Origin of the sequence: Janthinobacterium sp. BJB301, assembly GCF_002735685.1 — a bacterium.
Lineage (GTDB): Bacteria > Pseudomonadota > Gammaproteobacteria > Burkholderiales > Burkholderiaceae_D > Janthinobacterium > Janthinobacterium lividum.
Genome location: NZ_PDZJ01000001.1, coordinates 1,740,311 through 1,765,927, shown reverse-complemented (window position 1 = coordinate 1,765,927; position 25,617 = coordinate 1,740,311). Strand labels below are relative to the sequence as shown.

Annotated in this window: 22 protein-coding genes; 14 read left to right on the top strand and 8 right to left on the bottom strand. The window is 62.7% G+C overall.

The features are described 5' to 3' along the window. Window positions 1–45: 45 nt before the first annotated feature. Window positions 46–618, top strand: a complete 573-nt coding sequence (locus tag CSQ91_RS07760; RefSeq protein ID WP_099387882.1) for a helix-turn-helix domain-containing protein — start codon at window positions 46–48, stop codon at window positions 616–618. Between the two features lie 7 nt (window positions 619–625). Continuing rightward, window positions 626–1,150 carry a GNAT family N-acetyltransferase gene (locus CSQ91_RS07755; protein ID WP_099387881.1) on the top strand — a complete coding sequence of 175 codons (525 nt, stop codon included), beginning with the start codon at window positions 626–628 and terminating at the stop codon, window positions 1,148–1,150. A gap of 34 nt (window positions 1,151–1,184) precedes the next feature. Here CSQ91_RS07755 and CSQ91_RS07750 read toward each other — a convergent pair whose 3' ends face one another. Next, a complete protein-coding gene (locus tag CSQ91_RS07750) occupies window positions 1,185–2,573 on the bottom strand; it encodes a methyl-accepting chemotaxis protein (protein WP_099387880.1) in 1,389 nt (462 codons plus the stop codon). A gap of 321 nt (window positions 2,574–2,894) precedes the next feature. On the opposite strand from CSQ91_RS07750, the gene CSQ91_RS07745 reads away from it, so the two are divergent. Continuing rightward, entirely contained in the window at window positions 2,895–3,158 is a 264-nt protein-coding gene (locus CSQ91_RS07745; protein ID WP_218963720.1) for a DUF378 domain-containing protein, read from the top strand. A 170-nt stretch (window positions 3,159–3,328) separates the two neighbouring features. Here the strand turns inward: CSQ91_RS07745 and CSQ91_RS07740 are convergent, their stop codons facing one another. Next, window positions 3,329–3,736 carry a c-type cytochrome gene (locus tag CSQ91_RS07740; RefSeq protein ID WP_099387879.1) on the bottom strand — a complete coding sequence of 136 codons (408 nt, stop codon included), beginning with the start codon at window positions 3,734–3,736 and terminating at the stop codon, window positions 3,329–3,331. A 153-nt stretch (window positions 3,737–3,889) separates the two neighbouring features. Next, window positions 3,890–4,768: an EamA family transporter gene (locus CSQ91_RS07735; RefSeq protein WP_180278366.1), complete on the bottom strand. Its 879-nt coding sequence runs from the start codon at window positions 4,766–4,768 to the stop codon at window positions 3,890–3,892. A 226-nt stretch (window positions 4,769–4,994) separates the two neighbouring features. Between CSQ91_RS07735 and CSQ91_RS07730 the strand changes: the two genes are divergently transcribed. The 3 genes from CSQ91_RS07730 to CSQ91_RS07725 all read left to right on the top strand — a co-directional run bounded on the left by CSQ91_RS07730 (window position 4,995) and on the right by CSQ91_RS07725 (window position 6,401). Continuing rightward, window positions 4,995–5,195: a KTSC domain-containing protein gene (locus tag CSQ91_RS07730; protein ID WP_080753603.1), complete on the top strand. Its 201-nt coding sequence runs from the start codon at window positions 4,995–4,997 to the stop codon at window positions 5,193–5,195. 86 nt (window positions 5,196–5,281) lie between these two features. Then, window positions 5,282–5,731, top strand: a complete 450-nt coding sequence (locus tag CSQ91_RS28575) for a hypothetical protein (protein WP_143450977.1) — start codon at window positions 5,282–5,284, stop codon at window positions 5,729–5,731. 256 nt (window positions 5,732–5,987) lie between these two features. Then, window positions 5,988–6,401, top strand: a complete 414-nt coding sequence (locus CSQ91_RS07725; RefSeq protein ID WP_099387878.1) for a hypothetical protein — start codon at window positions 5,988–5,990, stop codon at window positions 6,399–6,401. Window positions 6,402–6,477: 76 nt separating this feature from the next. Here the strand turns inward: CSQ91_RS07725 and CSQ91_RS07720 are convergent, their stop codons facing one another. Beyond that, window positions 6,478–8,289, bottom strand: a complete 1,812-nt coding sequence (locus CSQ91_RS07720; RefSeq protein WP_257217251.1) for a phytase — start codon at window positions 8,287–8,289, stop codon at window positions 6,478–6,480. 65 nt (window positions 8,290–8,354) lie between these two features. Continuing rightward, window positions 8,355–10,892 carry a TonB-dependent receptor gene (locus CSQ91_RS07715; protein WP_099387877.1) on the bottom strand — a complete coding sequence of 846 codons (2,538 nt, stop codon included), beginning with the start codon at window positions 10,890–10,892 and terminating at the stop codon, window positions 8,355–8,357. A 306-nt stretch (window positions 10,893–11,198) separates the two neighbouring features. On the opposite strand from CSQ91_RS07715, the gene CSQ91_RS07710 reads away from it, so the two are divergent. From CSQ91_RS07710 to CSQ91_RS07685, 6 genes are all read left to right on the top strand, one after another. Beyond that, entirely contained in the window at window positions 11,199–12,101 is a 903-nt protein-coding gene (locus CSQ91_RS07710) for a GGDEF domain-containing protein (RefSeq protein WP_099387876.1), read from the top strand. Beyond that, a complete protein-coding gene (locus CSQ91_RS07705) occupies window positions 12,101–13,126 on the top strand; it encodes an AraC family transcriptional regulator (RefSeq protein WP_034785941.1) in 1,026 nt (341 codons plus the stop codon). The genes CSQ91_RS07710 and CSQ91_RS07705 overlap by 1 nt, the downstream gene beginning before the upstream one ends. Before the next feature lie 264 nt (window positions 13,127–13,390). Further along, a complete protein-coding gene (locus tag CSQ91_RS07700; RefSeq protein ID WP_034785940.1) occupies window positions 13,391–14,785 on the top strand; it encodes a class I SAM-dependent methyltransferase in 1,395 nt (464 codons plus the stop codon). Continuing rightward, window positions 14,785–16,128, top strand: coding sequence for a sensor histidine kinase (locus CSQ91_RS07695; RefSeq protein ID WP_034785939.1), 1,344 nt, complete (start codon window positions 14,785–14,787; stop codon window positions 16,126–16,128). The genes CSQ91_RS07700 and CSQ91_RS07695 overlap by 1 nt, the downstream gene beginning before the upstream one ends. A 1-nt stretch (window position 16,129) precedes the next feature. After that, window positions 16,130–17,227, top strand: a complete 1,098-nt coding sequence (locus tag CSQ91_RS07690; protein ID WP_099387875.1) for a hybrid sensor histidine kinase/response regulator — start codon at window positions 16,130–16,132, stop codon at window positions 17,225–17,227. Next, a complete protein-coding gene (locus CSQ91_RS07685) occupies window positions 17,220–18,233 on the top strand; it encodes a response regulator (protein ID WP_052140444.1) in 1,014 nt (337 codons plus the stop codon). Before CSQ91_RS07690 ends, CSQ91_RS07685 begins: the two co-directional genes overlap by 8 nt. A gap of 80 nt (window positions 18,234–18,313) precedes the next feature. Here CSQ91_RS07685 and CSQ91_RS07680 read toward each other — a convergent pair whose 3' ends face one another. Continuing rightward, on the bottom strand, window positions 18,314–18,841 hold the full coding sequence (locus CSQ91_RS07680; RefSeq protein ID WP_034785934.1) for an SRPBCC family protein: 528 nt from the start codon (window positions 18,839–18,841) through the stop codon (window positions 18,314–18,316). Window positions 18,842–19,055: 214 nt separating this feature from the next. Between CSQ91_RS07680 and CSQ91_RS07675 the strand changes: the two genes are divergently transcribed. Both CSQ91_RS07675 and CSQ91_RS07670 read left to right on the top strand, forming a co-directional pair. Continuing rightward, window positions 19,056–19,841: a DNA/RNA non-specific endonuclease gene (locus tag CSQ91_RS07675; protein WP_070279907.1), complete on the top strand. Its 786-nt coding sequence runs from the start codon at window positions 19,056–19,058 to the stop codon at window positions 19,839–19,841. Window positions 19,842–19,862: 21 nt separating this feature from the next. Next, on the top strand, window positions 19,863–20,117 hold the full coding sequence (locus CSQ91_RS07670; RefSeq protein ID WP_034785932.1) for a hypothetical protein: 255 nt from the start codon (window positions 19,863–19,865) through the stop codon (window positions 20,115–20,117). A gap of 15 nt (window positions 20,118–20,132) precedes the next feature. Here the strand turns inward: CSQ91_RS07670 and CSQ91_RS07665 are convergent, their stop codons facing one another. Next, on the bottom strand, window positions 20,133–22,481 hold the full coding sequence (locus CSQ91_RS07665) for a M28 family metallopeptidase (RefSeq protein ID WP_180278365.1): 2,349 nt from the start codon (window positions 22,479–22,481) through the stop codon (window positions 20,133–20,135). A gap of 186 nt (window positions 22,482–22,667) precedes the next feature. Next, window positions 22,668–25,544, bottom strand: a complete 2,877-nt coding sequence (locus CSQ91_RS07660) for a M16 family metallopeptidase (RefSeq protein WP_099387873.1) — start codon at window positions 25,542–25,544, stop codon at window positions 22,668–22,670. Between the last annotated feature and the right edge of the window lie 73 nt (window positions 25,545–25,617).

Sequence of the window (25,617 nt, the reverse complement as noted above, 5' to 3'; positions counted from 1 at the left end):
GCAAACAGCTTGACTGTTTTCCTTATTGGGAATAAATTCTCAGATATGGAAAATTCAACATTCGTAGAAAGCGATACGGAACAGCGGCTGGCGGCCCGTTTAAAGCAGTTGCGTGTGGAGCGGGGTTGGTCGCTAGACCAGCTGGCCAGTGCCAGCCAGGTCAGCCGCGCCACTCTGTCACGCCTGGAAAATGGCGAGGTCAGCCCGACTACAAGCGTGCTGGGCAAGCTGTGCGCCGCATATGGCTTGGCCATGTCGCGCCTGCTGCGCATGGTAGAAGACGACTTTCCACCCCTGCTGCTGCGGGCCGAGCAAAGCGTGTGGAGCGACCCGGACACGGGCTTTATCCGCCGCTCCGTTTCGCCCCCGTCGCGGGCGCTGGCTGGCGAAGCGCTCGAATGCGAGCTGGGCGCTGGCGTGACGATCGCCTACGCGGCCTCGCCCCGGCCCGGCATGGAACACCATTTGTTGCTGCAGCAAGGCAAGCTGAACGTGACCATCGACGGCCGCTCCCACGATTTACTGGCTGGCGACTGCCTGCGCTACCAGCTGCATGGACCCAGCGCGTTCACAACGCCGCCGGACAGCGGCGCCCGCTATTTTCTCTTTCTTGTCTGAGGTCGCCATGCCCGTATCGCTACGCCATTTTTCATCCACCGATATACGTGACCGCTTGCGGGAACTGGGGGCCTTGCTGCAAAACTGCGTGCACGACGGCGCCAGCATCGGTTTTATCTTGCCCTTCGACACGGTAGCCAGCCAGGCGTTCTGGACGGATAACGTCTTGCCGGCCGTCACGCGCGGCGTGCGCCTGCTGCTGGTGGCCGAGGTGGACGGGCAGGTGGCGGGCGCCGTGCAGCTGGACTGGGACACCAATCCCAACCAGGCACACCGGGCCGAAGTGCGCAAGCTGCTGGTCGCGCCCGCTTTCCGCCGGCGCGGCCTTGCGCGCCAGCTGATGCAGGCGCTGGAAGAACAGGCGCGCCTCTTGCCGCGCAGCCTGCTGACCCTGGACACGCGCAGCAGCGACCACGCGGAACCGCTGTACTTGTCGCTCGGCTATGTGGTGGCCGGCAGCATTCCCGGCTATGCGCTGGCGCCGGCCGGCGACCGGCTGGACCCCACTACGGTCATGTACAAGCAGCTATAGCATATCTGGAGCGGCGTAGCGATGACGGGGGAACTCAGGCTTTCAGCCGCGCTCTAATGCTTGTGGCAGACAGGTTTGCCGGCGCGGAAATGGCGTGCGCAGCCTGTCCGGCTACCAGGCTGATGCCGTGCGTGGCCTGGGCTGACACCTGGTCACGGCTCAGCTTGAAGATGCCCACCGTGCCTGACAGTAGCGTGGCGCGCTGCTGCATGCTGGCCGCCGCCGTCGATGCCTGCTCCACCAGGGCCGCATTTTGCTGCGTCACCTGTTCCATCTGCACGATGGCGGCATTGACTTGTTCGATACCGGACAATTGCTCGCCGCTGGCCATGCTGATCTCGCCCATGATGTCTGTAACGCGGTGCACGCTGGCCACGATCTCGCGCATGGTGGAGCCGGCCGTGTCGACCAGGCGCGCGCCCGCGTCGACCCGCTCGACGGAGTCGCCGATCAGCTGCTTGATTTCTTTTGCCGCGCCGGCAGAACGCTGGGCCAGGGTGCGCACTTCAGCGGCCACGACGGCAAAACCGCGCCCCTGTTCTCCGGCCCGCGCCGCTTCCACGGCTGCATTCAGGGCCAGGATATTCGTCTGGAAGGCGATGGCGTCGATGACGCCGATGATGTCAACGATCTTTTTCGAGGAAGCGTTGATCGAGCTCATGGTATCGACCACTTGCGCCACGACCGTCCCCCCTTTGCCTGCCACAGCGGCGGCCGATTGTGCCAGCTGATTGGCTTGCCGTGCGTTATCGGCATTTTGCTTGACGGTGCCAGTCAGCTCGTCCATCGAGGCGGCCGTACGCTCCAGCGAGCTGGCTTGCGCCTGCGTGCGCTGCGACAAGTCCAGGTTGCCGGCGGCAATTTCTCCCGAGGCGCCCGCGATCTCGTGCGTGCCGCCACGCACCTCGCCCACGATCGTGATCAGGCTGGCATTCATGTCTTTCAGGGCCTGCAGCAGTTGCCCCACTTCATCGCGGGAATCGACGCGGATATGCTCGCTCAAGTCGCCGCCGGCCACCTTGCGCGCCACTTTGACGGCATGCCGCAAGGGACGCAGGATGCCGCTGCTGATGAACCAGGCCGTCACCAGGCTCAACACGCCGCCGACCAGGCCCAGCGCAATGATCAGCACGCTGGTATCGTGCGCGCGGGCCATGGCCGCCTCGGCCGCCGTGCGCATCTGCACCGATTGCGTGGCGATCTGCTGGTCGAGCTCCCGCAGGGCAGGCTGTTCCTGCGTGCTGTTGCGCGTGGCCTGCAATTGCGCGATGCGCGCATAGCGCTGGTTCACGCTGCTGTCGATTTCCCCGCTTACCGCCGACAGCTGCCATGTGCTGATGACCACCACCACGGCCAGTAACAGCGAAGTGAGCAAAAAGCCTGTGGTCAGGCGCACACCGATACGTATGTTTGAAATATTCATGTCCCCTCAGCTGTTGTCCCATGGTGGCCGGTTCCCATGCCTGCGGCATGACGCAGCGCTTGTCCCCTGAAGTTGCCGGGGTGAAATGAGTGTAGCAGCGCGGTACTAAGTAATCTATAAATATTTCCATATTGGAATTAGTCACTGCCTGTTTAGCAACAGCGGCATGGCATGTTGCCAGATAAAATCACCCGCCGTATTGCAGACGCATCCTACCTCCATACCCGGCATCGTCCGACTGGCGCATGGCGGTGCCGCGTCTACACTGTTCCTTGCACGGACCCGGCGGCGGGTCTTTCTTCTTATTCACAGGAGGCTGACATGGCGAATATCCAGGCAGGATCGGACGGTGCGGCAAAGGAGGAAATGTCGGCCAAGCGCCTGAACGTGGTGGACTGGATCTCGATGATCCTGCTGATCGTGGGCGGCTTGAACTGGGCGCTGGTGGGCTTGTTTGATATCGATATCGTGGCCCGCATCCTCGGTGCCATGTCGACGGCGTCGCGCGGCGTGTACGTGCTGGTGGGGCTGGCGGCGCTGTATTCCATCTATCTGTGCGTGCGCAAGCTGCCGGCCAAGCCCTAGAGTCGTCTGCGCGACCATGAGGCGGCGCAGAAGAAGCGCAAGGGCGTGCTGCAAGCGCCGGGAATTTGATCTGGCGTCACGGGCCTGATGCCGCCTTGTGCGCGTGCATGTGTCAGCCTGCGTCCAGGCTGGCGCTCGGCCAGCTTGGACGCTGACGTTATTGCATGTGCTTATTGCATGCGCAGATAGGCGAGCAAGTCGGCCACTTGCTGCGCATTACCGATGCCCCAGAAGCGCATGTTATTGCCGGGAATGAAGTCGCTCGGTGCTTTCAGGAAGCCGGTCAGGTTTTGCTCGGTCCAGACGATATTCGTGTTTTTCATGGCCGCCGAGTATTTATAGTCGGTGGTGGAGCCGGCCTTGCGGCCGATCACGCCCGTCAGCTTGGGGCCGAAGCCGCCGCGCGCCGATGGCCCCACCTGGTGGCAAGAGGCGCACTTGCGAAACGCGGCCTTGCCCGCTTCGGCGTTGCCCGTGAGTGCGGCAGGAGCGGCCGCCTGTGCGGTGACGACTGGCGCCAGCAGCAAGGCTGCGGCGGCGAGAGGGGAGAACCAGCGAAAAAGAAATGGATAGGTCATCGGTGAGGCGGAAGTGCACGATATGGCAAGCAATGACGTATTTTACAGGCGGGCATCAAAACCTGTCCGTCAACGGCGCAGCGATGCCAGGCAGCGGCGCAGGAATAGCTGCAGGAAGCGCGCAGGAATCGATACGGGATGGCCTGAATGCCACTAGCGCTTGCCGCCCTGTGCGCCCAGCGCCGCCATGGCCGACGCAAACACGATGCATGCGATGGCCAGCCACTGGGTCAGGCTCAGTAACTCTCCCAGTACGGCCATGGCAGCCAGCGCGCTGACGGCGGGTGCCGCGCTGCTGAACATGCCGAACACGCCTTGCGGCAAACGGCGAAGGGCAAAGATTTCCAGAGAGTACGGCAGGGCGCTGGACAGCATGGCAATGGCCAGGCCCATTAAGGCAATCGATGGCGCCAGCAAGGCCGTGCCCGAATATGCGACGCCGATAGGCACCGTCACCATGGCCGCCACCGTCATGCCCAAGGCCACAGCCTGGCCGCCTTGCAAGGTGGAGGCGCGCTTGCCGAAGATGATATACAGCGCCCAGCACAGCGCCGCTCCCAGCGCATACGCCACGCCGACAGGGTCCAAGCTGCCCGGACTGCCTTGCAGCGGCAGCAGCAGATACAAGCCGAACACGGCGCACGCCACCGCCAGCAAATCGCGGGGCCGCCGCGACGACAGCATGGCCACGGCCAACGGCCCCGTCACCTCGATGGCGACGGCGATACCGATCGGTATCAGCGCAAACGCCCGGTAAATCAGCAAATTCATCAACCCCAGCACGGAACCATAGACCAGCAAGTTCATCACATCCTTGCGCGTCAGCCGATAGCGCCACGGCCGGAAGATGGCCAGCAGGATCAGCGCCGAAAACCCCACCCGGTACGCCGTAATCCCTTCCACGCCAATGACAGGAAACAGATTCTTCGCAATCGCCGCCCCCAGATTGACGGAAATCTGCCCTCCCAAGACGGCCAGGGAAGGGAGCAGGATGCTGTCGGGGAGGGCGGAGGTCGAGGCGGGGGAGGTCATGGGAAGGTATTCTAATATGCCTGAGGCTGGCAGTCGCTGGCAGATTGGTAAGCCGAGGAAATTTAACGAGGTAGTTGCTGACATGACTGGTGCATCGCGGCTTCTTTTTCTATATCATGTTGCAAAATACGCTACAGTTGTAAAAGTGTTTACTAATGATCGGGAGAAGACGCTCCTAATCGAACAGTCTTTACCATTTTGAGTCTTAACACTTTCGGGAGCTGCCATGCAAATGGTCCGGGTAAATTCCAGCGCCATTGTTGCAATTGGTTACGACGAGCAAGCAGCTCGCATGCGTATCCAATTCCAGCAGGGGCATAGTTATGATTTTTGCCGAGTACCTCCAAATGTGCATGCTGCGTTCATGCGTGCCTACTCCAAGGGTATTTACTACAATGAGCACATCAAAGACCGATACCAATGCTAATCGGAATTTCGACTAAAAGAGTCGGCAATCGGCCAACAGCGGCCGTTCGTGCCAAATCACGAGATACTCTGTTTTAAAGGATAAAGATGGGCGCAACACCTGAACAAATTCACGAAATGTTCTCCTATTGTATGGGTTTTGCTCGAACGATGCTTGAAAATGCCGGGGATTTTTATCCCTTCGGAGCTACTCTAGCGCCCGACGGCGTTGTCGCCGCAATCGGTGGATACAATGGCGAGGAGAGGCCAAATCCAAGAGAGATATATAAACTCTTGAGCGACGCCTTTGTGGCGGGCGCGCTAAATGGGCAATTTGCAGGAGTGGCGCTTGCAGCCAACGTAAACATTCCTGCTCAATATTCTCCCACTGCTCCAGACGGTCTTCGAATACAGCTAGAAAGCTCCGGTTATGCTCGTTACGTCTATGTGCCTTATCGGGTGAAGAAGGAAGGCATATTCAAAAAAAAGATTGTCGTTGAATTCGACGAGCCGTTTAGCGTTGACATTGCAGCGAATTTTTTCGTCAGCACATCGTGAAAAGTGTGCAGCGCTTCGGCTGAAGTAGAACTCAGCCGTCCGCTTTGGGGCGGAAGCGGACATTACAAGTTTTACCTGTTTTACAGAGTAAACGCCTCTTTCTTGCATTCATTGGCATTATTAAAGGTGGTAAAGTTTAATGTCATTGCTGTGCGCATTGACAATAGTTGAATGAATATGGTGAAGACACGGCAATCCTGCATTTCTTGCTGTTTATCGTGCCGTATATTTGCTTGTAACTCAGGAGAAGTATTGAATGACTGTTTTTAGTATCGGCAACACCAATTTTGAAGTGAATGTAGCGAAATCAAGCATTAGTCTGGAAGCGCATGGCAGCGGCATGCTGGAGCTGAATATCGATATCCATGGCGACGATGAGGTGTTTATGCGCTTGACCGAGCCGGAGGATGCGGAATGGTCGTGGGCACTGTATCCGCCGGCCTTTTTCCTGCATGGCTTGCGCATACCGGAAGGGCAGGGAGGAGCGTTTTCGATCGGGATGCTGGATATGCATCCCGAGGCAGAGGAATCGGGTATCTATATGATGGAATATGGTGACGTGTCGGCCGTCAACATCATTGAATTGTCGGCGGATCGACTAGCCGTGTCGGGCATGGTGGACTTGTGCGGCAAGCGCCTGCCATTTCATATCGATATGCCGCGCAGATAGTATCCGGGCCGGGCTCCTCGGAATCGGAATGCGCCCCAGTAGGGCGCATTCCCCCGGCCGGGTCGGCCCCGCCTGATTATTCCAGCTTCAAGGCCTTCGCCACATCCCCCCAAGCCACATACTTGAAGTTCTGCGGTCCGTCCGGCAAGCGCTTGTAGCCGTCCTGGATCACCAGCATGCCTTGCGCATACGCGCCGCCCAGGTTGGCGGAGGTGACGTCGAGGCCGTCCGTTTCGGAGGTGCCGTCGATGCCGGCGGGCAGGTTGAAGCCGACCTTGAAGCGGCCGCGCACCTTGTAGGGCGCTTGCGCGTCGAGCACCACGTAGCTGCTGTCGCCTTGGCTGGAGACGATCAGGTAGCCGGTGTCCGGCTTGGCGCCTGGCTTGCGATAGATGGCCATGCCTTCCACGTCGGCCGTCAGGTTCGCGCCCACGGACAAGACCATGGTCATGGCGTCCGACTTGGCGGCGTCGGCCGAGGTGGTCCAGATGCCGCGCGTTTCCTCGCCCAGGAACAGGCGGGCGTTGGCGTCGTCGGCCACGCAGCCTTCCGGTTGGGTGGCAACCTTGAAGCTGCGCAAAAGGGTGGCGCTGAACTTGTTGCCTTCCAGGCCGATGCTGTACTGCTGGAAGGTGCCGTCCTTGTCGTTGATGAACGCTTGCACGCCGCCGCTGGCCGGTTGATACAAACACATGCCGTAGATGCTTTTCAATCCCGTAGGGAAACGGCCCGCTTCCGCCACGTCGCCGCTGGCATTGATGGTGAACAACATCATGCTGTTGTCGTCGCGCTGGGTGGCCACGGCCAGGTCGACCTTGCTGCCGCCAAGACTGATGTTCTGCCGCACGTCGACGTTGTTCAGGCGACCCACTTCCAGCAGCTGCGTCTGCTTGCCTTGCAGGTCGTAGACCAATAAACCCTGTTTCTTGTTGGTGCCGAGGATGCGTGCGTCGGCGGGGTTGCTGGATAGCCAGATGGCCGGATCGTCGGCCGCGTCGCCCTGGCGCGCCATCGGTTCCGTCTGCGCTTGCGGGGCGATGATGGCCACCGCAGGCTGCGTTTCCGCCTGGCCAGCCCATTTCAAGGGCCGCGCCTGCCAACCATTCTTGCCGCGTAACATCAACGAATTTCCATTGAGTGCCAGCTGGCTGTCGCCCTTGCGCACGTTCAAGGCGACGGCTTGCGGTGACATGGCCGTCCATTGACTTCCCTGATGGGCGAACAGGTGCAGCTTTTCCGCCTTGCCGTCGAGTACTGCCACGCCGCCCGGCAGCACTGCCAGCGCCCCGGCGCCGCCGTCCAGCTGGCCGTACGGCTTGCGCAGGGCGACCACTTCGCGCTTGCCCATGCCTTCGGATTCGGCGTCATACGCCCAGACGCCCATGTTGGCTTCGCTCACCAGCAGGCGCTGGGCGCCATCGTCGGCGCGGCAATGTTTCGCGTGCGGCGGCAAGGCCAGTTTGCGCACCAGGCTGCGCTGTTCTCCCTGCATCACCCACTGTTCCGCTTGCCCATCCTTGCCGATCAAGAACAGATGGGCTAGCTGCTGCGCGTCGCGGTACAGGCACGACGCTTCCACGGAAAAGGTCGGGATGGGGAACGGCGCCAGCTTGACCAGCTTGCCGGCTTGCACATCGACGGATACGGGCAGGGGGCGCTGCGTGTCCGCTTCCAGGAACACGGCCAGCACCTTGTTGCCGTCGATGCGCGTGTCGAGCTGCTTGGCGCGCACGGCGATGCGGTCCTGTTCCTTGCCCGCAGGATCGAACAGGCGCAAGCCGTGCTTGTCCAGGGTCAGCCAGCCGCCGCCGGGCAGGCGGGCCAGTTCTTCCGCTTCCTGTGTGAAGGAGGGGACAGCTTGGGCAGGCGCAGCCTGTGCCGTACCCATGATGCAAAAGGCAGCCAGCAGAGCGCTGCAGAGTATGTTTTTTTTCATGTTATTGGAAATCATCATCAGAAGGCGCTGGCTTTCAGGCTCACTTTAAAGGTGCGGCCATATTGTTCGTTCTGCACGTTGTATTGCTTCGTGCCCTGGTAGACATAGTATTTCTCGTTGTTCAGGTTAGCCGCCTCAAACATCAGCTGGAACTGTTTATTGATCTGGTACGACAGCGAGAAATCGAGCTGTTTCTGGCTGGCGACGATATGGTCCTGGCTTTGGTCGAGGATGTCGCCGCCCATTTCCAGCAGATACGGCGACTTGTAGTTGAGGGCCAGGCGGGCGCTGACCGGGCCCGTTTCATAGCCCAGCATCAAGTTCATTACCTGGTTCGACTGGCCCGGCAGGCGGATGTCGCGGTTCATCTGCTTGTTGCTGGCCTTGTCAAAGCGGCCGATTTGCGCGCTCGAGGTGCTCAGGGTGCCGTTCACGCCGACGAGGAATTTATTGAATGGCGCCGGCAGCATGCGCAGCGGCTGCATGTAGGCCAGTTCGATGCCCTTTACTTTGGCCGCGTCACCGTTCGCATACGAGGTTGCCGTCGTGTAGCCGGCCCACTGTCCCGTGCCGGCCAGGTTCGTCGTATAGGTAAAATTCTTGATGTCCTTGTAGAAGCCGTAGGCCGACATCACGCCGTCATTGCCCAGGACTCTTTCGATACCGAGGTCCAGGTTGTTTGCCTTCAAGGGCTTCAAATCCGGGTTGCCGATCACGGCTTCCGTGTTGCTGGCCAGGCTGATGCCCGGCGCCAGCTGGCTGAAGTTGGCGCGTACGACGGCTTGCGTCCAGGCGGCCCGCACGCTGGTATGTTGATCCAGGTCATAACGGGTTTGCAGGTTTGGCAGCCAGTTGGTGTACGAGCGTTCGCGCGTCAAGGCCGTGGCGACGCCGGCGCTGTCCACTTGCGAGCCGGCCGCCTCAAAGCTGGTGCGCTCGGCGCGCACGCCGCCCAGGATGTGCCAGGCGTCGAAGTCATAGCTGTTCTGCACATACATGGCGTTGATGTCTTCATGCATGCGGTAGTCGTTGATGATGGACTCGGTGGACAGGCGCGCCTTGGCGCGGTCCAGCCCCGCCACGCGGGCGCGGATGAGGGCCGGGTCCAGCGCCACGCCGATGTTGCCCAGGTCGTAGTCGAGATTATGGCCTTGCACGAAGTTGCTCATCGAGGTCGAGCCTGCGCCCCAGTAATTGCCGCTGGAAGCCTTGCTGCTGTTGTACGCCCATTGATCCGTGTCATTGGATTTTTCGCGGCGGCTGACTTTCGCGCCGAACTTCAGGGTGGCGGTGTCGAACTTGCGCGCCAGGTCGATGCGCGCGTGGTGCTCATTGTCCTTCGAGTAGCGCTTTTGCAGGGTGATGGCGTTGAGCGCGTAGCTGGCCGGGTCGTACAGCGAGGCGGGGCCGCTCAATTTCGGTTCCTGCGTGTCCGTGAAGCTGATGCCGGCGAAATTGCTGGTGCCGCGGAAACGGCCATCGTTCAGCGACTCCGGCGTGTCTTCCGTGGCGCGGCTCATGCCGCCTTTCACGTCCAGCGTCCAATCGCCCGATTTCTGCTGCGTGCCCAGGACTAAGGAGCGCACTTGCTGCGTGTACTTGCGCTGGCGGATGCGGCGCTCGGCGCGCGCGCTGGCCGTCTGGCCTTCGGCCAGGCTGCCGCCCGCGATATTGCTGATGGTCAGGCGGTCGCGCACTTCATCGTCGGAAAATTCGCTGACGAAGGAGCGCAGGAACCAGCTGTTGCCCGCTTCGGGACGGTAATCGAGGTTGACGGCCAGCGCGCCGCGCTTGCGCACGGGCAGGTAGTCGCGCAATTCCAGGCCCGACAATTTACCCTTGCTCCAGGCGCCGCCCGTTTCCACGTCGTCCGAGCCGAACGAGCGCTTTTCCGCGCTCAGGCCGGCGGCTACGCCCAGCTTTCCGTCGAGGAAGCGCTGGGCCCACAGGGCGCCGCCGCTGGGGCTGGTCTTGCCCGTCTTTTCATCGTAGCTGGCGCCCACGTTGGCCGACAGCAGCTTGCCCGGCAAGTCGAAGGCGGACAGCGATTTCACCTCGACGGTGGCGCCCAGCGAGTTGGCATCCATTTCCGGCAGCAAGGTCTTCGAGACTTCCAAGGTGCGGATCAGGCCGGCTGGCAGGATGTCCAGCGCCACGGCGCGGCGGCCCGCTTCCGGCGACGGCACCAGCGCGCCGTTGATGGTGACGGCGTTCAGGTCAGGACCCAGGCCGCGCACCGTGATGTAGCGGCCTTCGCCCTGGTCGCGCTGCACGGACACGCCCGGCAAGCGGGCCAGCGCCTCGGCCGCGTTTTTGTCGGGCAAGCCGCCGATATCGTCGCTGCTGATGACGCTGATGATGTTGTCGGCTTTCTCTTGCGCGGCGATGGCGTTGCGCAGGCTGGCGCGCTGGCCGCTGACGACCACGGTGGCGGCCGGCTGGCCGTCCGCATCTTGCGCTTGCGCATGGCTTTGGCCGCTGAAGACGGCCATGATGCCGAGGGCCAGGGCCGTGAGGCGCAGCGGGGAGGGGAACGATGTGTGCATGGTTTTCATGAAGAGCTCGGTTAGGGGGAAGGAACCGGGCGGATTCTAGGCAGCAAATATGACGGTTGCGTGACAGGCAAGGGCTTGCCACCCTGAAAACAACGGCATGCGAACGCTTTCCGGCTGGAATGGCGCTGCCATGAGCTGAAATGACCTGCCAGCGCGGGGCGCATGGGATGCGGCTTGCCAAATCCGCACCAGCGGCATTGCTAATGATGAGCCGTTTGCACCTGCCGCACGGGCGCGGGGCATGTCATCGTGCCGTCATGGGCGGGCGCTATCGTGGCGACAGCACCACTTTTAAAGGTTTCCCACATGCTGCCGTTGCACCGTAACAGCCTGATTGTCGCCGCGCTCGCGTTGCCCCTGTTCTTGTTCCTGTATGCCACACTGGGGCAGCTTAAACCGTTTGCCATCTGGAAGTGGATGGATATCGTCTGCGAAGGCGGCACGGCCGTCATGGCGGGCATCTGGTTCTTGTTTACCCTCAGCAGCCGTCCCCGCGGGCTGGTGACGAGTTTGATCGCGGGTGGCTTGTGCGCCATCATGCTGGGGTCCTGGGCCGATTGCCTCGATGAATTCTTTGCCGTCGATAAGAGCGCCGTGTGGGATAACTGGCTGGAAGCCTTGATTCCGTTTGGCATGCTGGTGCTGACGATCGGCATGTATTACTGGCGCCAGGAACAGTTCCGGTTAAATGAACACCTGCAAAAGCGCGAACGCCTGTTCCGCGACCACCGCGCCTTCGACCGCATCACGCAACTGGCCGACGCCAGCTACCTGCGCACGCAGATGCGCCTGGAGCAGGAGCGCCGTCCCGGCCTCGATTGCGCGCTGGTCTTGCTCGATATCGACAGCTTTCACCTGATTAACCGCGAATACGGCCACCGCGAAGGCGACCGCGTGCTGCAAGCCGTGGGCCACATGCTGCTGCTGAACTTGCGCAATGACGATTTGCTGTGCCGCTATGCGGGCGACCGCTTTGCCGTGCTGATGCCGGGCGTGTCGCGCGAAGATGCGGCCGTGAAGGCGCGCCACCTGTGCGCCATGGTAGGGCAGATGCGCCACCACGCCAACGATAACCGCGAAATCCGCCTGAGCCTGCGGCATGCGTGCGCGTTGACCGATGGCGTGCCGGAAGTGGTCTTGGCCGAGCTGAGCCGGGCCGTGGAAACGCCGCGCTCCGGTGCCGGAATCAGTTCCGCCGCGCCTGCCTGATGCCGCTGAACCAGCAAGGCGACCCCAGCATCGCGGCCCATCACCAGCCGGCGCTGGTGCTCGATTACGCGCGCAGCCGGGAACTGGCCGTGGCGCCGCTGCTCAAGGGCACGGGTCTCGATGGCGGCGCGCTGCCGTCCGAGGAAAGCCAGGTCAGCGCCGCGCAATACCTGCAATTGCTGGCCAACGTGGCGCGCGGCCTGGACAGTGCCGACACCAGCTTCATGCTGGGCCAGCAAATGCTGCCCGGCCATTACGGCGCCGCAAGCCATGCCTTGCTGCAGGCGCAGAATCTGCGCCAGGCCCTGGGCATCCTGTGCGGCTTTCATACCTTGCTGTGTCCGCTGCTGCAGCCGCGCTTGCGCGAAGCGGGCGACATGCATGTGCTGTATTGGGTCGATGCATTCGGCGCGCCGAGCCAGCTGCCTTTTTTGGTGGAAATGCACATGACGGCACTGGCGGCCATGTGCCGCTGGCTGGCCGGGCAGTCCCTGCCGTGGCGCTTCTGCTTCAACCGTGCGCGGCCCCGCCACGTCGAACAGCATGAGGTGCATCTGGGCCAGGCGCTGCGTTTCGATTGCCAGGTCGATGCCATGCTCATCGATTCCAGCTGGCTCGACAAACCCTGGCCGCGCGGCAATGCCACGGCGGCGGCGCTGGCCTTGCGGGCGGCCGCCCTGGCGCCCGTGCCGGCAGCGAGCCTGCTCGGCGCGCTGTACGATTACCTGCTGGCTAATATCCGCTGTGCGCCGACCCTGGAACGCACGGCGCAGGAATTCGGCGTCAGTCCCGCCACCCTGAAACGCCACCTGGCGCGCCATGGCACGCATTTCCAGGCCGAGCTGGACCAGGTGCGCGCGCACAAGGCCATCTACCTGTTCCAGGCCCATGGCTACGATAACGATGCCGTGGCCGCCTACCTTGGCTTTCATGATGCCACCAACTTCCGCCGCTCGTTCAAGCGCTGGACGGGGCAAACGCCGCAACTATTGCGTCACGCGCTGGCACTGTTCGTGGCTGGTTGATCGCCGGCGTTGCGCGCCAGCGCCACGGACAGTCGTTCCTGAGGGAACAATTGCCCGTTCTGCTACATCCATAGTACACTCGATCAGAGAGCGAACAGACGCGCTTTGAGGCGCTCCGGCACGGCGTCAAACGACGCCGCAATACCGTCATCTTGATGGCGGGGCCGGCGGCAGACGACCGGTGTGCCGTGCCTTAACCCAGCCTGGAAACTGGCGTCACCCGTGTGGTGTGCCGGAAACCGGGCAACTTGATAATGCTCAATCGTGTATTCACAATCGCAGATCGATCCAGTCGTCAGTTTCCGCAACACCCAGGGTGAGGCGGTGCGTGGCACGATTTTCAACTTGCAGCGCAATTCGCTGGTCATGGAAATCTATAATCCATACTCGATTGTGCAGGTCAGCGAGGTGCTCAATGACGTGACGGTGCGCATGGGGGCGAAAAACGCCTACGTGGGCAAGGCCGTCGTCATCAGCAGCGTCAACACGGGCCTGACCGCCATCGTTTCCGTGACCCTGATCGACGAGTGGCGCGAGCTGAGCGACGTGGTCGTCGTCAAGGGCGCCGTGCTGAAAGAGTCCAGCGCCTTTGTCGCCGGCTGGGGCGAGCGCTTCCGCATCCGCCGCGATTACCAGATCGTCGTCAACGAAATGCGCGCCTTCCTGTCGGAAGTGGCGCGCTGGGTCGAACAGGTCGACCTGTCCGACTCGCTGCCGAAGGAAAACGGCCGGCTGCGCCCCGATATCTTCGATGAACTGGCCTTGCCGCTGATGGAGCAGACCCAGCTGTACCTTCGCCAGCTCGAGGTGGAAGCCTCGCTGGTCGAGGAAGAGCGGGCGCCGGCGCACCGCGCCTTCGCCCAGGCGGCGCTGCATCCATTGATCCTGCGCGCACCGTTCGTCTTCCGCACGTTTACCAAACCGCTCGGCTATGCGGGCGATTACCAGATGGTCAACCAGCTGCTGGACGATCCGCGCCAGGGCCCGAGCACCTATTTTCAGATCGTCAATGCGGCCTTCCTGCAGGCGGCTGTCGCCACGGCGCACCGCAACCGCATCGATATCCTGACGGAATTCCTGTCGCAGAAGGCGGCCGCGGCGCGCACTGCCGGGCGCGTCTACAAGGTGCTCAACGTGGGCTGCGGCCCGGCCATCGAAGTGCAGCGTTTCCTGGAAACCTGTCCCGATGCGCAATGGCTGGCTTTCGAACTGGTCGACTTCAGCAGCGAGACCCTGGACTGGACGCGCGCGCGCCTGACCACCATCATGCAGCGCACGGGGCGCGTGGTCGAGATCGACTATGTGCACGATTCCGTGCATAACCTGCTCAAGCGCCGCCATGGCTCGGGCATTACGGGCTTGCCCGGCAGTTTCGACGCCGTGTATTGCGCCGGCCTGTTCGACTACCTGTCCGACAAGGTGTGCGCGCGCCTGCTGATGCACTTCGCCTCGCGCGTGGGGCCGGGCGGACGTTTGCTCGTCACCAATGTGCACGCGAACAATCCGGGCAAGTTCGGCATGGAGCATTTGCTGGAGTGGCATTTGATCTATCGCAATGAAGAAGGCCTGTCGGCCTTGCTGCCCGAACATGCAACGGATCCGCTGATCTATGTCGACGCGACGGGCGTGAATGTGTTCGCGGAAGTGAGCATTCCTTGATGGATACTCCAGGCCTGCACGCCGGCTATACGGCCGTATTGCGCGACTTCCGCCTGGAATTCAGCCGCGGCGGGGCGTACACGGGCATCGTGCTGATCCTGCTGGGCATGGGCCTCGATTCGGCCCTGTACCCGGACAAGCAATCGGCGTTTACCAGCGCGCGCATCGTCGTGTCCGTGCTGATCTTTTGCGTCGTGCTGGCCATGCGCACGCGCTGGGCGCAAGACCGCATCCAGGGCCTGACGTTTGTCTGGCTGATCCTGCCGCAAATCATGATCGCCTGGATGATCGCCGTCACGGAAGGCGCCACCTCGATCTATTATGTGGGCATGACCCTGGCCATCTATTCGTCGGGCATCGTGCTGGCTTTCGGCCTGTGGCAAAACATGGTCTTCGGCGCCATCTCCTGCCTGCTGTACGTGGCCGCCTGCGCCTGGCATGCGGGCGGCTTCGACTTGCCGGGTACGTTTGTCGTCAACTGCCTGTTCCTCATCATGTCAGCCAGCATCAGCGCCGTATTTACCTATTTTAATGAGCGCGCCCGCTTCATGCTGTTCCAGCTGAAGGCGGAAGTGGCGCAAAAGAACACGCAGCTGGAAGAAACCAACAAGAGCCTGGCCGATATCAAGGGGCAGATGCTGCAGCAGGAGAAAATGGCCGCCATCGGCACCCTGGCCGCCGGCATGCTGCATGAAGTCAATAACCCCGTGAATTTCTGCATGATGGCCATCGAGGTGGCCATCGAAGACCCGGCCGCCCAGCAAAGCGCACTGGTCAGCGAATGCCTGGCCGACGCCAAGCAGGGCATGCTGCGCGTGCAGCACATCGTGTCCGACTTGAAGACCTTTGCCTACCGCAAGAGCGGCAACCAGCTGGAAACGGGGCATTTCCAGTTCCGCAGCGCGCTCGACGCGGCCATCCGCCTGGTGGGGCATGAAACGAAAAATGTCAGCATCAGCCACGACTTGCCCGTCGACACCCTGGTGCGCGGCGACGAGGCGGCCATCGTGGGCGTGCTGATCAACTTGCTGGGCAATGCCGTGCTGTCCATGCGCAAGGGCAATGCACCGCCGTTCGAGATCCGCATCACGGCCCACTGGGATGAGAACCGCCTGCGCATCAGCGTGCGCGACAACGGCCCTGGCATCGCGCCGGAAAACCTGGCGCGCGTGTTCGAACCGTTCTTTACCACGCGCGAAGTGGGGCAGGGCCTGGGTCTGGGCCTGAGCATCAGCTATGGCGTGATCGAGCGCCACGGCGGCACCCTCAGCGCCGAAAGCGAGCTGGGCGTGTGGGCCAGCATGAATTTCGACTTGCAGCGCTCCGATTGGGAGGGCCGCTAGCATGGATAACGATAGCCGCGCCAGCGTGCTGTACGTGGACGATGAGGCGCTCGCCTGCAAGTATTTCGAGCGCGCCGTCGGTCCACGCTACCGCGTGCTGACGGCGCAGAGCGTCGATGCGGCGCTCGCGCTGCTGCAAGACGAGGCCGGCCAGATCGACGTGCTCGTCACCGATTACCGCATGCCGGACCGCCTGGGCAGCGAATTGCTGCAGGAAGTGGCGCAGCGCTATCCGCACATCGTCTGCATGCTGGTGACCGCGTATGCGGACAAGGACGTGCTGCTCGAACTGATCAACGGCGGCGCGGTGTTCCGCTTGCTGGAAAAGCCGCTCGACTTGCCCGCCATGCAAATGGCGCTGCAACTGGCCGTGCAGACGGGACGCGAGCGCGCCGCGCGCCGCCAGGGCCTGGTGGCGATGGAGGAATCGCTGGCTTTCCTCGCGCATGAATTGAACACCCCGCTGGCGGCCATCGCCAATTTTGCGCGCGGCATCGCGCGGCGCGCGCAGGCGGACGCGGCCCCGCAAGCCGAGATCGGCGAAGCAGCCGCCTTGATGCACGACAATGCGCGCTATTGCCTGTCCGTCCTGGCCAGCTTTATCGACACGGTGCGCCTGGCCAGTGCCGGGCCGGGCATGCAGGGAGGACGCCGCGCCGGCAGCGCGCGCCAGCTGCTGGCCGCCTTGCTCGACAGCTATCCCTTGAGCACGGCCCAGCGCGCCGCCATCACGGTCGAAGTGGGCGACGATTTCTCCATTGCCGAGTCGCCCAATTGCGTTGCGCTGATTTTATCGTCCGTGCTGGCGAATGCCTTGCGCTCGGCCGGCGAGCAAGCCCATCCGGCGATCGGCATCCGCATCGACGCCGGCCGCATCATGGTGCGCGACAATGGCGCCGGCATCGCCCCCGAGATCGTCGAACAGCTGTTGATCGACCCCGTCAGTGCCAGCGGCGGCGAAGGCAAGGGCTGGGGCATGGTGTTTTGTCACCGCATGATGCAGTCGTTTGGCGGCAACCTCGATATCGCCACCGAGTTTGGCACTTCCACCACGGTAACCCTGAATTTTCCAGTACATATAAGGAACGAGCATGATTGACGCCAATCTGCGTTTACCGGCTCAGCGTGAGCCGGCGCAAGGCTTGCCGACGATACTCTATGTCGATGACGAGGCCAACGCCCTCAAATATTTCCAGCGCGCTATCGCGCCGCTGGCCGTCGTGCTGACGGCCACCTCGGTCGAGGAGGGCAAGCGCATCCTCGACGAGCAGGCCGACCGCATCGCCGTGCTGGTGTCGGATCAGCGCATGCCCGGCGCTTATGGCAACGAGCTGTTGTCGTATGCCTGGGACCGCCATCCGCACATCGTGCGCATTTTGACCACCGCGTATTCCGAACTGGAGCACACGGTGGAAGCCGTCAACCAGGGGCAGATCCACCGCTACATCCAGAAGCCATGGGATATCGCGGCCCTGCGCATGGAACTCAAGCAGGCGCTGGAACTGGCGCGCTTGCGCAACGAGCACGCCCAGTTGCTGCGCGAAAAGCTGATGGTGCGCCAGCGGCAAGCCGTCGCCAACCGCATCGGCACCCTCTACGCGCTGTGCGCCAGCCTGGCTGGTCCGGAGCAGCAGTTGCCCGTGGAAGCGTATTTGTCGGCGGCCCTGACGGCCGGCGTCACACCGCCCGAGCCGGACTGGCTGCTGATGGATTATGCCGACCTGGTCAGCTCGGAAGCCTTCCGCGGCACGGCCTTTGCCGCCGCCGTGCGCCAGCAGCTCGACACGCTCGAACGCGACTATCCGGGGCGCGGCGTGGAACAGACGATCGACATGCTGCTGCCCGTGTTTGGCGCGGCGCTGCAAAACCAGGGCGGCACGGCGCTGTTTCTCGATGGCCGGCTGCTGACGGAATTCCTGGAAACGCCGACCACCACGCCCGTCTCGCCCATCCACTCATTCTGGCTGGCCAGCTTGCTGTGGCTGGCGCGGCGCGGCTGGTCCTTGCAGCTCAGCAAGACGGAGCAAGGCTTGCAAGGCAAGGTGGTGCAGGCTGAACCGGCGCTCACGCCAGACCACCTGGCGGCCTGGATCGAGCAATTCTGAGCTAAGCATGCCCCCCGCAAGGGGCGGCGCCAACTAAAACAGGGCCGCGCGGGCCCTGTGTCTGGTGGCGGTGAGCGGGCTTAGCGTTCCGCCGCCGCCTTCAGGTTGTTCAAGCCTTTTTCAAAATCCTTGCCTATCATGGTATCCATGCTGACGAACACCGTCATGACCTTGCTGACGTAAGGGCTGGGGCCCGTCATGGTCCAGTTCACCTTGGTGCCATCGCCTTCGGGCGCCATGGTAAAGGTGGTGGTGTTATGGCTTTCAAACGGCTTGAGGAAGTCCAGCTTGATGACAGTGCGTTCGGGCTGGGCCGCTTCCGTGATTTCCATGCGGCCGGCACCCACCTTGTCATTTCCCGTCCACGCATATTGCGCGCCCAGGCCATTGGCCGGACCCGTAAACGTGCGGCGCATGGCCGGATCGAGCTTTTCCCACGGCGACCAGGCGGCCCAGTAGTGGAAGTCCGTGATCAGGGCGGCGATTTTCTCGGGCGGGGCCTTGATGGTGATTTCGCGCTGGACACTGAAGGTGTCGGGCTTGGTGGTGGCATAGCCGAGGATGGCGGCGACGACGACAACGATCAGCAGCAGGGTTTTTTTGATCATATGCTCTCCAAATCTTGAATGGTCGATGCGAACAAATCAAGGCAATCTTAGCAGATATGAATGGCTGTGCGCGGCCTGTTGGCCTTTATTTGCGCCAGCTCTGCGCAGGACCGCCTGTACGCCTGTTTTTCGCCGCGCACGCCAGATTTGTGCAGCTTGGTGCTGAGGGCCAGCGTCCGCTAGAATGCTGGCCTGCAAGATTTCAGAGGGAAATATGATTCAACGATCGATCGCCAGGCTGACCCTGGCGTGCGGCCTGCTGGCTTCCGCCTTTGCCGCGAACCTGGCGCATGCCGATGCCTGTCCTGCCCATTACGTCGATGGCCGCAAGCCGGAAATCACCAACCCCAAGCTGGACGTGGCCACCAAGGAGCTGTGCTACAACGTGTTTGGCGTGATGCACTCGGGTATCACGCGCACGCCGCTGTGGTCGGCTGAACACTTGACGGCGAACAACCTGGAAGCGGCACAGGATTTGTCGCGCGAAAACTCTTTCCATGCCGAACGCAAGCTGCCCGCCGCCCAGCGCGCGGAACTGGCCGATTATGCGCGCAGCGGCTTCGACCGTGGCCACATGGCGCCCAACGGCGACATGCCGGACCGCCAGAGCCAGCGCGACAGCTTTACCCTCGCCAACATGGTGCCGCAGGATGCGCGCAACAACCGCTATGTGTGGGCCGGCATCGAGGGCGCCGTGCGCAAGATGGCGAAGAAGGAAGGCGACCTGTACGTGATCACGGGCCCGGCTTTTATTGGCGGCAACCTGCGCAAGGTGGGAAGAGTCATTGTGCCCAGCCATCTGTACAAGGCCGTCTACAGCCCGCGCCAGCGCGCCGGCGCCGCCTACTTCATTGAAAACGTCGATACCAAGACGTATGAAGTGTTGAGCATTGCGCAACTGGAAGACAGGATCGGCATCGATCTGTTACCGTCGCTGACGCGGCAGCAAAAGTTGCGCATGCTGAGTTTGCCCAAGGTAAAGAGCAAGTCCAAGAAATAAGACCGTCAAAAAGGAAATCCCATGTGCGCAAAGAAATTCGTCCCGTATGCCAATGAAAGCGATGTGCTGGACATTGGCAGCCTGACTATCGAAAACAGGATCGACCGCATCAGCATCAGCGGCGACATCGACCTGACCCTGGACAAGCCGGGCCTGGCCCTGGCGAAGCAATTGCAAAAACTGCTGGGCGACGTGGTGGCGCAGCTGGAAAAGCAGGAACTGCCTGACCAGCTGCCGCCGCCCGAAGTGACGTCGGTGGCCAATCCCTTCGAGTGACGCTGGCGGGAAAGACTATGGTCCCGCCTTGGCGGCGCGATAGTAGCCCTTCCGGCTGAGCTCCTCCGGCGCGTTCGCCACTTCATACGCGCTCAAGGCGATGGCGATGGCCGAGTATTGCTGCGCCGCGCTGAAAGGCTGCACGCTGTCATAGGTATCGAGTACCGTGTGATGCACGCGCGCATAGTCGAAATCGCCGAGCACGGTAAACTTCGGCGTCGGCACGCCATGCAGGCTGAAGACGGCGTCATCGCTGCCGGCCCGCGCATTCATCGCCTTGCTGGCATCGCGCGGCACGTCGTTGATGGTCGTGGCGAAGCCGAACACGGGGTGGATGTCTTGCAGGGCCTGTTCAACCCGGCCAAACACGGGTTGCCACGCCGAGGGAATCGCAATGCCGTCGATGGCGCCAGGCCGGCCGTCGCGGTTCAGCATCATGACGATATTGTGCAATTCCCCCGCATGCCGCTCGGCGAATGCGAACGAACCCTTGCGGCCGATTTCCTCCGCGCCGAAGGCCGCCAGCATGATGGTGCGGCGCGGCCTGGCATCGGACTTGGCCAGCAGGCGCATCGCCTCCAGCATGGTGGCTACGCCGCCGCCATTGTCGGCCGCGCCCGTGCCGCCATCGTAGCTGTCGAGGTGGGCGCCGATCAGCACGATTTCCTCCGGCTTTTCCGTGCCCGGAATGCGGGCGACGACGTTGTGATACGCCACCGGCCCCGGATAGAACCAGTTGCGGATGTCAAACTCCAGGGTCACGGCTTCACCGCGCGCCACGCGCTGGCGGATGTCGGCATATTGTGGCGCGGCCAGTTTGATGTCAGGCAAGGTCGGCAGGGCCGCCCAGGAGCTGGGCGCGGCGCTGGCGGCATACAGCGGTTCTTCGCCAGACTGGATGGTGCCGAGGGCGCCGGCCTGCATCAGCACCCGGGTGATGGCCCTGGGCTGGTGGACGGTCTTGCCATCGCGCCCGCCACCGCTGTTTTCGCCGCCGGTCAGCACCCATTTTCCCTTGAATTGCGCGGCGCGCTCCAGCGCCTCTTCCAGGGTGGCCGGCCCCACGATTGCCAGGCCTTGCTGCACGCCACGGGTGCCGGCCGTATAGGCGGGCGTCGCCAGGCGCAGGGGCTGCTCCCGGGGCGCCAGCATCTTGCCCGACCAGGGACCGCGGTTGAAGCCGACGGGCATCTGGCCCGCTTCTTCCAGCTCGGCTTGCACACCCCATTGCTGCAGTTGCATGCGCGCCCATTGCGCCGCATGCGTGTAGGCATCGCTGCCGGCCATGCGGCCGCCGAAGCGGTTGCTCAGGATGTCGAGCCAGTCCATTGCGCGCGGTTCGCTGGTGCCCAGCGCCACAATCCGGCGCGCCGTGGCGTCGCCGGACGTCGACGGTGCGGCTCCGATGCTTGCCTCAATACCAGCATCCCTGCCGGACAGCGTGGCGAGGAAGGCGGGCAGCCTGTCTTGCCGGCGCGCCGCCAGCGCCGCGTCCAGCTTTGGGGAACGGTGCAGCTTATCCTGTCGCAGCAGGGTTTCGTAGGCGCGCAGCACGCCCTGCATCCCCGCCAGGTCGCTGGCGCTTTGCTGCCCGGCCTGGTCCGGGTGTTCGATCTGGAAAGCCATCGCGCTGGCCAGGTATTGAAAGACTGTCGCCTCGCGGATGGCGGCCTGGCTGGCGATGGACAGCCAGCTTTCCAGCGCACTGGCCGGTAGCGTGAAGTCGGGAATCGCCTCGATCCATGCGCCCAGCCAGGCGCCGTCGCGCTGTTGCACGGCCAGGGGATCGCGCTGCGCCTCTTGCGCCATCCGCACCACGCGCGCGCGTTCGGCTGGCGTGGAAGGGCCGCGCGCGGCGCCGCTTGCCACTGGCGGCGCGGCCGGCAGTGCCGGCGGCACATAGCGTTCCTTCAGCCGCGTGCCGCTCACGGGCTTGGGTTCGTTCTCATCGGTTTCGACCAGGCGTTCGCCGCTCAGCACGTCGCCTTTGGCTTGCAAGGTCCAGCGGATCGTCACCTCGGTACTGATGTCCTGGCCGTTGCGCCCCGTGCTGACGCGCTTGCCGCCGTGCCTGAAAATGGTGCCGGCGGGGCCAGGCGTACCCTTGACCGTGCGCGGCGGCGTGAGCTGGCCCCCTTCGTCGAGCCACGCGATCGTCGCGCGCCAGCCGGCTTGCTCTTCGGTAATATCGAGGATGCCCGTGTCGATCAGGTCGACCTCGACGCCATTTGTCGTGGTCGTGCCTGTCGCCGTCTGGAATTGCCACTGTCCGGCGAGGGCCGGCGCCTGCGCGTACAGCGCGCCCGGGAGGGCGGCAGCGGCGAGGATGCAAGTGGCGTAAAGGTGGGGATGGAGCAGGTGCATGGCTATCCTTGTCATGGTTTTCACTCGGGAAGAGTCGAAAAACAGTATGCGGATAAGCCGATTGCCAAGATGATACTTTGCGACCAAGGCCGGGATTTGCGGCTTGAAGGCGGGTTTGGCCGCGCCGAATGCCAGATCAACCTCGTTCAATGCAGCTTGCCGGACGAGCTTGATCTGGCGAAACGCTTACTTCGCGAACGCCTGCGCCGCCGGCGTGACGGTGACGGCGGCCGGCTTGATGTTCAGCTTCATCGCGCCGATGACCTTGTCTTCATCGAGCAGCGCCTGCGGCTTGTTGCCGTCGTACTTGATGGGCGAAAACGCGTCGCTGACGAGCTTTTCCTTCAAGCCGGCCGCATCCTTGGCGACGATCACCACGGACAGGTTCTGCGCCGACAGGTGCTGCTTGATGGCGCGGTTGACGTCCGCCACCGTCAGTTTCGACAAGCCATCACGCATCAGCTTGGTGAACTCGGGCGTGCCATACCATTGCGAATCGAGCGCATAGCCCAGCTGCTGGTCCTGTGTCGATGTCATGACGAAGACGTTCTTCATCAGGTAATCGCGGGTGGTGGCGAAATCGTCCTGCGTCAGGCCGTTGTCGACCAGCTTGCCCAATTCCGTCAGGGCCACGCGCAGGGCGAAGTGGGCGTTGTCCGGCGCCACGGGGCGGATCCAGATTTCGAACAGCTGCGCCTTGCGGCCCAGGTTCGGGTTCGGGAAGAACTGGTACATGCCGCGCGGGAAGGCTTCAATGTACGCGTAGTCGCCATAGTTCATGCCGCGGATTTCACGGATGCGCTGATACAGGTAGGAATTCGAGGCGCGGTGTTCGCCCAGCCACGTTTTTGCCAGCCACAGGGCGGGGAAGTCCGGGTGCGTGCGCGTCACCTCCAAAGGCAAGCCGAAGGAAATGGCTGTGGCGCGCGTGTTCTTCTCGATGATTTCCACTTCCAGGCCCTGCGCCTTGCGGCCCGCGGGTTTCACGGTGGCGGGCAAGCCGGGGCCGGCCGGCAAGCTTGCCAGCGCCTGCGTCAGCGAGGCCGTCATGGCATCGGACACATCGCCGGAAATGCCCACCTTGACGGCGCCCTGCGCATACGCGCTCTTCCAGAACTGTTTCACATCGTCGAGGGTGATGGCGTCGATGCCGGCGACCGTGCCCAGCACGGGGTGGCCGTACGGCGTGCCCGCGTAGACATTGGTTTGCAGGCGTTCCTTGGCGAATTCCTCTTCGTTATTGTCCTTCAGGTCCAGCAGCAGCGCATTCTTTTGCGCATCCTTCAGGCGGCGGAAGTCGTCTTCGCGGAAACCGGGCGAGAGCAGCAGGGGCAGGGCGATGGCGTTGAACTGCGTCCAGTTATCCTTGTGGATGGAGCCCGTAAACGTCGTCATTTCCTTGTCCGTCTGCTGGCTGAAACTGCCGGCCAGCGGGAACAGGGCCTGGTTGACCTCGTCGATCTTGCGCTCGGACGAACCAGCGGACGCCACCATGGCGGCCGTCAGCGCGGCCAGGCCTTCCTTGCCTTGCGGATCTTGCGCGGAACCGGCCGTAAACAGCAGCTTGTAGCGGATTTGCGGCAGCGCGGACTTTTGCAGCAGCACGTCGAACTTCGCGTTCGCGGCGGCTGGCAGCAGGCTGGCCAGTGTCGGCGTGGTGGCGATGGCGGCCGCCATCGGCTGGTGCGACAGGGTCGTCACTACCAGCCCGTCGTCCGTCAGGTATTTGCGCGCGGCCGCCTGCAGGTCGGCCGGCGTCAGTGTGTCGATCAGCCGGTAGTACTGGTTGATGGTGGCGTACGAGCGGTCGAAATGCACGAAGGAAGCCAGGGTGCCGGCGATCTGCTCCGTGTTGTCCAGCGAGCGGATCAAGCCGTATTTTTCCGCCGACTTGGCATCCGCCAGGTCTTTTTCGCTCACTGGCGTATCGCGCAGCTGCGCCACGGTAGCCAGGATGGCGTCGCGCACGTAGACGGCATCATCGATGTTTTTCACGCGCGCGCCGAGCACGGCCAGGGTCGGGTCGACCCGCTCCGGCGTCATGTCGAACAATTGGTCGACCTTTTGCTCGTTCTGCACCAGGCGCTTGTACAGCGGCGAGGTGCGGCCGAACGACAGCGACAGCAGGGTCGCCAATGCGGCCTGGTCTTTGTCCTTCACGGAAAACGCGGGCGCGTGGAAGCCGATGGCGACCCACGGCAGGGTCGGCGTGGGCCAGGCCACATGCTTGTAGACGGGGCCGCGCGGCTTTGGTTCCACGGGCACGGCCGCCTGCTGCTTGCCGCGCTGCCAGGCGCTCCAGTACTTTTCCACCAGCGCGATGGCTTGCTGCGGTTCCACGTCGCCGGCGATGATGATGGTGGTGCGCTCGGGACGGTACCAGCGGTCGAAGAAGACCTTCGAGTACGCGTACTGGTTCGGCATGTCTTCGATGTCCTGGATAAAACCCATCGTCGTGTGCTTGTAGGTATGCGTCGTATAGGCGCTGTCGCGCATCACTTCGAACAGTTTCGAGACGGGATTGGCGCTGTTCTTGTTGTATTCGCCCAGCACGGCCCGCGATTCCGTCTTGAACGCGTCTTCCGCATAGTCGAGGTGCTGGAAGCGGTCCGCCTCCACCTTCAGCACGGTTTCCAGGTCCTGCTTGGCAAACGTCGTGTGGTAATTCGTCAGGTCGTCGCTCGTATACGCATTCTGGCGCGCGCCGGCGCGGGTGATGACTTCCTGGTATTTTTCAGGCGGATAAGCCTTGGTGCCGCGGAACATCATGTGCTCGAAAAAGTGGGCAAAGCCGGACTTGCCCGGCTCGACTTCATTGCGCGAGCCCGTCTGCACGGGAATCTGCAGCGAGACCAGGTTGGGGAAGCCGGTCGGCACGATGATGATCTTCAAACCGTTGGCCAGGGTCTTTTCCGTCGCCTTGAACGGCAGCAAATCGGCCTTGCTGGCGGCAGCGCCGTGGGCGGCGGCAGGTTTGACGGGCGCGGCACCCAGGTTCGACGAAGCCATGGCCGACAGGGCCAGGGCGAAAGCGGGTAATAAAACGGGCATGATTCTTGACACGGGGGCTCCTTCTTTTCTTGGAATGTGGAAAGTGCAACGCCGCAGCATAGAATATTCGTGCCGCCCTGCATAG

Coding starts and splice junctions, on each gene's coding strand:
- CSQ91_RS07760 (WP_099387882.1), top strand. CDS start 46: ATGGAAAATTCAACATTCGTAGAAAGCGATACGGAACAGCGGCTGGCG.
- CSQ91_RS07755 (WP_099387881.1), top strand. CDS start 626: ATGCCCGTATCGCTACGCCATTTTTCATCCACCGATATACGTGACCGC.
- CSQ91_RS07750 (WP_099387880.1), bottom strand. CDS start 2,573: ATGAATATTTCAAACATACGTATCGGTGTGCGCCTGACCACAGGCTTT.
- CSQ91_RS07745 (WP_218963720.1), top strand. CDS start 2,895: ATGGCGAATATCCAGGCAGGATCGGACGGTGCGGCAAAGGAGGAAATG.
- CSQ91_RS07740 (WP_099387879.1), bottom strand. CDS start 3,736: ATGACCTATCCATTTCTTTTTCGCTGGTTCTCCCCTCTCGCCGCCGCA.
- CSQ91_RS07735 (WP_180278366.1), bottom strand. CDS start 4,768: ATGACCTCCCCCGCCTCGACCTCCGCCCTCCCCGACAGCATCCTGCTC.
- CSQ91_RS07730 (WP_080753603.1), top strand. CDS start 4,995: ATGCAAATGGTCCGGGTAAATTCCAGCGCCATTGTTGCAATTGGTTAC.
- CSQ91_RS28575 (WP_143450977.1), top strand. CDS start 5,282: ATGGGCGCAACACCTGAACAAATTCACGAAATGTTCTCCTATTGTATG.
- CSQ91_RS07725 (WP_099387878.1), top strand. CDS start 5,988: ATGACTGTTTTTAGTATCGGCAACACCAATTTTGAAGTGAATGTAGCG.
- CSQ91_RS07720 (WP_257217251.1), bottom strand. CDS start 8,289: ATGGGTACGGCACAGGCTGCGCCTGCCCAAGCTGTCCCCTCCTTCACA.
- CSQ91_RS07715 (WP_099387877.1), bottom strand. CDS start 10,892: ATGAAAACCATGCACACATCGTTCCCCTCCCCGCTGCGCCTCACGGCC.
- CSQ91_RS07710 (WP_099387876.1), top strand. CDS start 11,199: ATGCTGCCGTTGCACCGTAACAGCCTGATTGTCGCCGCGCTCGCGTTG.
- CSQ91_RS07705 (WP_034785941.1), top strand. CDS start 12,101: ATGCCGCTGAACCAGCAAGGCGACCCCAGCATCGCGGCCCATCACCAG.
- CSQ91_RS07695 (WP_034785939.1), top strand. CDS start 14,785: ATGGATACTCCAGGCCTGCACGCCGGCTATACGGCCGTATTGCGCGAC.
- CSQ91_RS07690 (WP_099387875.1), top strand. CDS start 16,130: ATGGATAACGATAGCCGCGCCAGCGTGCTGTACGTGGACGATGAGGCG.
- CSQ91_RS07685 (WP_052140444.1), top strand. CDS start 17,220: ATGATTGACGCCAATCTGCGTTTACCGGCTCAGCGTGAGCCGGCGCAA.
- CSQ91_RS07680 (WP_034785934.1), bottom strand. CDS start 18,841: ATGATCAAAAAAACCCTGCTGCTGATCGTTGTCGTCGTCGCCGCCATC.
- CSQ91_RS07675 (WP_070279907.1), top strand. CDS start 19,056: ATGATTCAACGATCGATCGCCAGGCTGACCCTGGCGTGCGGCCTGCTG.
- CSQ91_RS07670 (WP_034785932.1), top strand. CDS start 19,863: ATGTGCGCAAAGAAATTCGTCCCGTATGCCAATGAAAGCGATGTGCTG.
- CSQ91_RS07665 (WP_180278365.1), bottom strand. CDS start 22,481: ATGCACCTGCTCCATCCCCACCTTTACGCCACTTGCATCCTCGCCGCT.